The sequence below is a fragment of the Occultella glacieicola genome, assembly GCF_004353825.1.
GTDB classification, from domain to species: Bacteria; Actinomycetota; Actinomycetes; order Actinomycetales; family Beutenbergiaceae; genus Occultella; species Occultella glacieicola.
Map to the genome: position 1 here is coordinate 510,991 of NZ_SMNA01000005.1, position 6,496 is coordinate 517,486.

A 6,496-nucleotide genomic window follows, 5' to 3' on the forward strand; every position below is an offset into this window, starting at 1 on the left:
CCTAGGGCGCCGCTCGCGCCGACGGGAGGTGCCGTGCCCGACGGCGGGGGCCCCGTTGCTGGGGCCCCGCGCCGAGGACGGGGCTACTTCTTGGCAGTCGTCTTCTTCGCGGGCGCCTTGCGGGTCGTGGTCACCCGCCGGGCGGGCTTCTTCGCCGGGCCCTTCGCCCGCTTCTCGGCGATGAGTTCGTAGGCACGCTCGGCGGTCAGGGACTCGACCGGGTCGTCCTTGCGCAGGGTCGCGTTCGTGGTGCCGTCGGTGACGTACGCGCCGAACCTGCCGTCCTTGACCACGACGGGCTTACCGGAGACCGGGTCCTCGCCGAACTCCTTGAGCGGCGGGGCAGCGGTGGCCCCGCGGCCGCGCTTGGGCTGGGCGTAGATCTCCAGCGCCTGCTCGAGGGTGACATCGAAGATCTGGTCCTCGGTCGCGAGGGAGCGGGAGTCGGTGCCCTTCTTCAGGTAGGGCCCGTACCGGCCGTTCTGGGCCGTGATCTCGGCGCCGGACTCCGGGTCCGTGCCGACGACGCGGGGCAGCGACAGCAGTTTCAGAGCCGTGTCCAGGTCGACGGTGTTCAGGTCCATGTCCTTGAACAGCGACGACGTCCGCGGCTTCGGCTTGGCCGCCTTCTTGGCGCCCTTCTTCGGAGCCCCGTCCTCGGCCGACTCGGGCAGCACTTCGGTCACGTACGGGCCGTAGCGGCCGGACCGGGCCACGATCTGGTGGCCGCTCTCGGGGTCGGTGCCGAGCTCCCGGTCGCCGTCGCCACCGGACTCGAGGAGGTCGGTGGCCCTGGCGAGGGTGAGCTCGTCCGGGGCGATGTCGTCCGGGACGGTCGCGCGCCTGGCCTCGCCGCCCCCGGTCTCGGGCGGGGCCTCGATGTAGGGGCCGTACCGGCCGACCCGCAGCACGATGTCGTTGCCGAGGGGGATCGAGTTGATCTCCCGTGCGTCGATCTCCCCGAGGTCCTCGACCTGGTCCTTGAGCCCCTCCTCGCCGTCGTGGCCGAAGTAGAAGCCGGTCAGCCAGTCCACCCGGTCCGCCTCGCCCGCGGCGATCCGGTCCAGGTCGGACTCCATGGCGGCGGTGAAGTCGTAGTCGACGAGCCGCGGGAAGTGCTCCTCGAGCAGGCGCACCACGGAGAAGGCGAGCCAGCTCGGCACCAGGGCCTGACCGCGGCGCAACACGTAGCCGCGGTCGGTGATCACGCCGATCGTGGCCGCGTACGTCGACGGCCGACCGATGCCACGCTCCTCGAGCGCCTTGACCAGGCTCGCCTCGGTGTACCGGGGCGGCGGCGAGGTCTCGTGACCGTCCGCGACCAGTTCCTCGGTGGTGACGCCGTCACCGACCTGCAGGTCCGGCAGCCGGGCGTCCTTGGCGTCGCGGTCCTCGTAGCGCTCGACGTCGCGGCCCTCCTCGTACGCGGCGAGGAACCCGCGGAACGTGATGACCGTGCCGGACGCCGCGAACTCGGCGTCGCGCCCATCGGACGCCGTCGTGCCCAGGCGGATGGACGCCGTCGACCCCTTGGCGTCCGCCATCTGCGAGGCGACGGTGCGCTTCCAGATCAGTTCGTACAGGCGGAACTGGTCTCCGGAGAGCTCGCGGGAGACCTGGGCGGGGGTGCGGAAGGAGTCACCGGCGGGGCGGATCGCCTCGTGGGCCTCCTGCGCACCCTTGGACGTCGTCGCGTACACCCGTGGCTTGGCCGGGATGTACTCGGCGCCGTACAGCTCGGTCGCCTGCTTGCGGGCGGCCGCGACGGCCTGTCCGGACAGCGCCGAGGAGTCGGTCCGCATGTACGTGATGTACCCGTTCTCATACAGGGTCTGCGCCGTGCGCATCGCCTGCCGGGAGTTCATCCGGAGCTTGCGGGAGGCCTCCTGCTGCAGCGTGGAGGTGGTGAACGGTGCCGCAGGGCGCCGGGTGTAGGGCTTCTCCTCGACGGAGCGCACCTGCACCTGGCAGCCCTCGAGCGCGGTGACCAGGCCGCGCGCGTCGGCCTCGGTGAGCTGCACGGCGGCGCGGGTGCGAAGCACCCCGTCGTCACCGAAGTCCTTCCCGGTGGCCACGCGGGCGCCGTCGACGGCCACCAGCCGGGCCCCGAACGAGGTGCCGGCGGTCTGCCCACGGCCGCCCGTGAACGTGCCCTTGATGTCCCAGTACTCCGCGCTGCGGAACGCCATCCGCTCCCGCTCGCGCTCGACCACCAAGCGGGTGGCCACGGACTGCACCCGGCCCGCGCTCAGGCCCTGGCGGACCTTGCGCCACAGCACCGGGGACACCTCGTACCCGTACAGCCGGTCGAGCAGGCGCCGGGTCTCCTGGGCGTCGACGAGCCGGGTGTCCAGGTCCCGAGTGGTCTCCAGGGCGCGCTGGATCGCCTCGCGGGTGATCTCGTGGAACACCATCCGCTTGACCGGGACCTTCGGCTCGAGGACCTCGAGCAGGTGCCAGGCGATGGCTTCGCCCTCGCGGTCCTCATCGGTGGCGAGGTAGAGCTCGTCGGCGCCCTTCAGGAGCTTCTTGAGCTCGGCGACCTTCTTCTTCTTGTCCGCGTCCACCACGTAGTAGGGGTCGAACCCGTTGTCCACGTCGATCGCGAACTTCTTGTACGGCCCCTTCTTCATCTCGGCGGGCAGCTCGGAGGGCTGCGCCAGGTCCCGGATGTGACCCACGCTGGCCTCGACGTCGAAGTCGGACCCCAGGTAGCCGGCGATGGTGCGAGCCTTCGCCGGGGACTCGACGATGACCAGCCTGCGTTGGGGTGTGGTCACACGGACCTTCCTTCTGGAGTTCGCGCTCGTCGGTTCCGGGGCGCGGATCGGGGGACACTGCGGCTCGACGGTACATCGTCCTTCGGCGAATCGTCGCGGATCCTCACCCGGCAGGGCCCTGCTGGGCCCGTTGCCCGCTGGTCGGATCGTCACATCACGCACCTTGACCACTCACCCGCGGGTGAGCGCGGTACCGCCGCTGGGACGAGGGTACCTCCCGTGGCCGGGGGTGCCGGATCGCGTCCCCCTCGCGACGTCGATCCCGTCCGGCGGTGGCCCCGCCCGCGACCGTGCTCGGGCGCCGACTACGAGCCCGCCGACTCCGCCCTGTGGTGCGGGCGCATCGCGAGCATCGCGAGCGTGGCCACCGAGGAGGCCGCGATCACCGAGAAGCAGGAGCCGACGTACGCGAGCACCTCCCCGCCGCGGGTTTCGACCGGCACGTTGAGGGCCGTGAACACGCCGATCCCGACGCCCACCAGCCCGGTGGCCGCGGCGACGGCGCTGAGCAGCGTGAGCGCGTTCGCCGGGGGCGCGCCACGGTAGCCACGGGGCAGCGACCGGCGGCGCACCGAACGGGCCGCCTCGATGATGAAGTACCAGAAGGCGGCGACGGCGAACGCGGCCACCACGTCGGACGGCCGGTGCCAGCCGCCCACCATCGTGGCCAGGCCGGTCGCGGCCGCGTAGGCGGCGCCGCCGATGGCGACCGGCCCACGCCAGCGGTGCGGTGCGATCAGCAGGGCCGTCGCGGCCACCGAGGCCGCGACCGTGGTGTGCCCGGACGGCAGCGAGTTCGACAGCGCCAGGGTGACGCCGAGGTCGGGACGGTCCAGACTCACCTTGAGCACCTGCGTGGTCACGTTCGCGCCGACGAGCAGGAGCGCGGCCGCCCCAGCGATCGACCAGCGTCGCTGCACCACCGCGATCACGACGGCGGCGAGGACCGCCCCGGCGACGAACGGCACCGAGACCACGTCCAGGATCGGCTGCATCACCTGGCTCAGCGTGATCCGCCCGAAGTCCGCGCCGGTGAGGGCGGCGTCGTCGATCAGTTGCCCGAGCCGGGTCGTGACGAAGAACCACCAGGTGCCCAGGAGTACCGCCGCCGACACGAGCGCAGCGGTCAACGGGGCGGTCAGCCCGCGCCTGCCACGCTCGGCGAGCGGCGCCGGGGGTGGGGCCGTGGTCACAGCAGACATACTCCACGGTAACCACGGCGCGTGGCGAGAAACCGCGCCGAGGTGCGCGCGGGAGGTGAGGCTCGTGTGCAGATCCGTCGGGACGGGGTCGGACGTCGGGCGTCGGGCCGTGTCGCGATCCGGCGTCTCGGGCACCCAATTGCCGACCTGGCACGGCCGCGTCGACCGGGGCACGGCCGCACGCTCGAAGCGCGCGTCGTCAACTCCGAGCACCCCAACGCTGGGCGAGCGGACTTCGACCGGCTCGCTCCGCCGTCGTCCCCCGAGCACCCCAGCCCCGGGCGAACGAACCTCGATCGGCCCGCCCCGCCGTCGACGGTTCAGTCCGGCAGGAGGACCAGGCCGTCGAGGACCAGACCACGGACGTCCGGCAGCACGCCCGCGAGCACGTCGGCCGGGCGGGTGTCGGTGAGCACGGCCACGCCCGCGGCGATCTGGCCGACGGTGAGTTCGCCGTCGCTCGCCCCGACCACGGCCGCCAGCGCCGTGTCGGCACGCACGGTGCGCGCGAGCCCGCCGCCCTGGCGCAACACGATCACCTGCGGGTCGGCCTGACCCGGTGTGTAGTGCCGCTCCTCGGTGACGTCGCCGGCCACGTGCAGCCGTTGGTCGGCGAGTTCGTGGTCGTCGAGGTCGGCGAGTCGGTCCTTGGCGCGCAGGGTCGCCGCGATCGCGGGCCACAGCGTCGGCGCGAGCGTGCCGGTGATCTCCTCGCACCGGTGCCATGACCCGGTGGACCGCTCGGGCCTGTGCAGGGTCACATAGCCGAACCCGACGGCGTCCACTCCCCTGGCTTCGAAGTCGTCCAGCCAGGCGGTGTAGCCGCGCCGCCAGGCCTCAGGGTCGCGGTCGGGTGTGGTGCCGCCGTCGCGCAACCAGGTCTCGGCGTACTCGGCGGGGTCGGTGTACTCGCGCTGGATGACCCAACCGTCGAGTCCGCTGTCGGTGAGCCACTGCTGGACGCGGTCGAAGATGCCCTCGCCGCGGTGGACCTCCCAGTTGGCGAGGAACTGGCTGGTGCCGCCGGGCGCCAGGATCCGGCCCACACCCGTGATCAGGTCACGCACGAGATCGTCGCCGCGGCGCCCGCCGTCGCGATAGGTGTAGGTCTCCAGAGCCGAGGTCGCCTCGAACTCGGTGCGGGGTGTGATGACGAACGGTGGGTTGGAGACCACGAGGTCGAACTGCTCCCCCTCCACCGGATCCAGCATCGAGCCCTGGCGCAGATCGATCGTGTAACCGTTCAGGGCGGCGTTGAACGCGGCGAAGTCGAGGGCTGCGCGGGAGATGTCCGTGCCGACCACCGTCTGGGCGAAGCCGGCCAGGTTGAGCGCCTGGATGCCGCTGCCGGTGCCCAGGTCCAGTGCCCGCGCGACGGGCGTGCGCACGGTGAGCTCGGCGAGGGTGCGCGAGGCACCGCCGATGCCGAGGACGTGCTCGGCCCCGACCGCGGCGCCCGTAGTTGCCTCACCGAGGTCGGCGGCCAGCCAGAGGCCACCACCGGAGGTGTCGACCGGTCGCAGGTCGACCCGGGCCCTGACCTGGTCGCCCGGTCCGTCGCCCGAGGCGGCCAGCAGCCCGAGCCGGGCGGCGCCGGACACGCCGAGGGCGCCGAGCGCGCCCTTCGCCTCGGCGACCGTGACCTCGTCCCCGAGCACGAACAGCCGGGCCAGGACGGCGGCCGGGTCGTCGGTCCTGCGGGCCGTTCGGATCGCCGGGAGGACCTGCTCGCGCGACATCGCGGACATCGCGACGTCTCCGAGGACCCCGGCGAGGGTGTCGACGTCGTAGTGGCTGCGCTCCAGAGCCGCTCGCAACAGTTCGATCTGGTGGGCCGGACCGCCGATGCCTGTCACGACGGTGATCGTAACGGTGCATGGAGTCGTCACCGATTTGGCTGCAGGTCGGTCGCCATAGATCGGTCGCCACAGATCGGTCACCTCAAGTCCGCGGCAGCATGCGCCTAGCGGCGAGTGCTTCGCAGCGGGGCGAGGCCGTGCTGCAGCGCGAGCATCGCCTGTCGCGAGGTCGGGCGGCGGGCGCCGAACCTGTGGATAGGGAGTCATCGGGCGCCATCCGCGACCCATCACGACCACTTACGAGTGCACCGGAATCCTTGTATCCACAAGGGAAATCCGGGATCTGGCGTTGTCGGTGGGGTGTTCTAGGGTGGGACCAGATCGAACATCCGTCCGAGCCTGATCGGCACTCGCGGGGAGGTGAGCATCCATGGACGACACCACAACCACCGGCACCGGCACCGGGGCCGGTGGTGTGTCGGGTGTGGGTGTGGCGCTCGCGTCCCGTGCGCATCTGCCCCTGAGTGAGCTGCTGACCGGTTCCCTGGAGGACCAGCTTGTCGCGTTGGAGGCGTTGACCGCGACGATCAATCTTGTCGATCCGGTCGAGGAGTCCGATCGGTACGGGTCCAGGTTCCTGGGTGGGGCTGCGGCCCGCGCTCACAGGGTCACCGAGGCCCTGACCGGTGCGGTGCTGGACTGGATGGGCGCCGAG

General features: G+C 71.8%; 4 protein-coding genes. 1 reads left to right on the forward strand and 3 read right to left on the reverse strand.

Going from position 1 to position 6,496, the window contains the following annotated elements; all coding sequences use genetic code 11:
• Positions 1–83: 83 nt before the first annotated feature.
• The 3 genes from topA to EXU48_RS12735 form a co-directional block, all read right to left on the reverse strand.
• Complete coding sequence (topA, locus tag EXU48_RS12725) at positions 84–2,780, reverse strand: type I DNA topoisomerase (protein WP_133108009.1); 2,697 nt, start codon at positions 2,778–2,780, stop codon at positions 84–86.
• A gap of 305 nt (positions 2,781–3,085) precedes the next feature.
• Complete coding sequence (locus tag EXU48_RS12730) at positions 3,086–3,973, reverse strand: phosphatase PAP2 family protein (protein WP_207947717.1); 888 nt, start codon at positions 3,971–3,973, stop codon at positions 3,086–3,088.
• A gap of 329 nt (positions 3,974–4,302) precedes the next feature.
• Positions 4,303–5,838 carry a DUF7059 domain-containing protein gene (locus EXU48_RS12735; RefSeq protein ID WP_235856994.1) on the reverse strand — a complete coding sequence of 512 codons (1,536 nt, stop codon included), beginning with the start codon at positions 5,836–5,838 and terminating at the stop codon, positions 4,303–4,305.
• Between the two features lie 373 nt (positions 5,839–6,211).
• Here EXU48_RS12735 and EXU48_RS12740 point away from each other — a divergent pair.
• Positions 6,212–6,496: hypothetical protein (locus EXU48_RS12740; protein WP_133108011.1), on the forward strand; the 285-nt coding region annotated here is incomplete at its 3' end.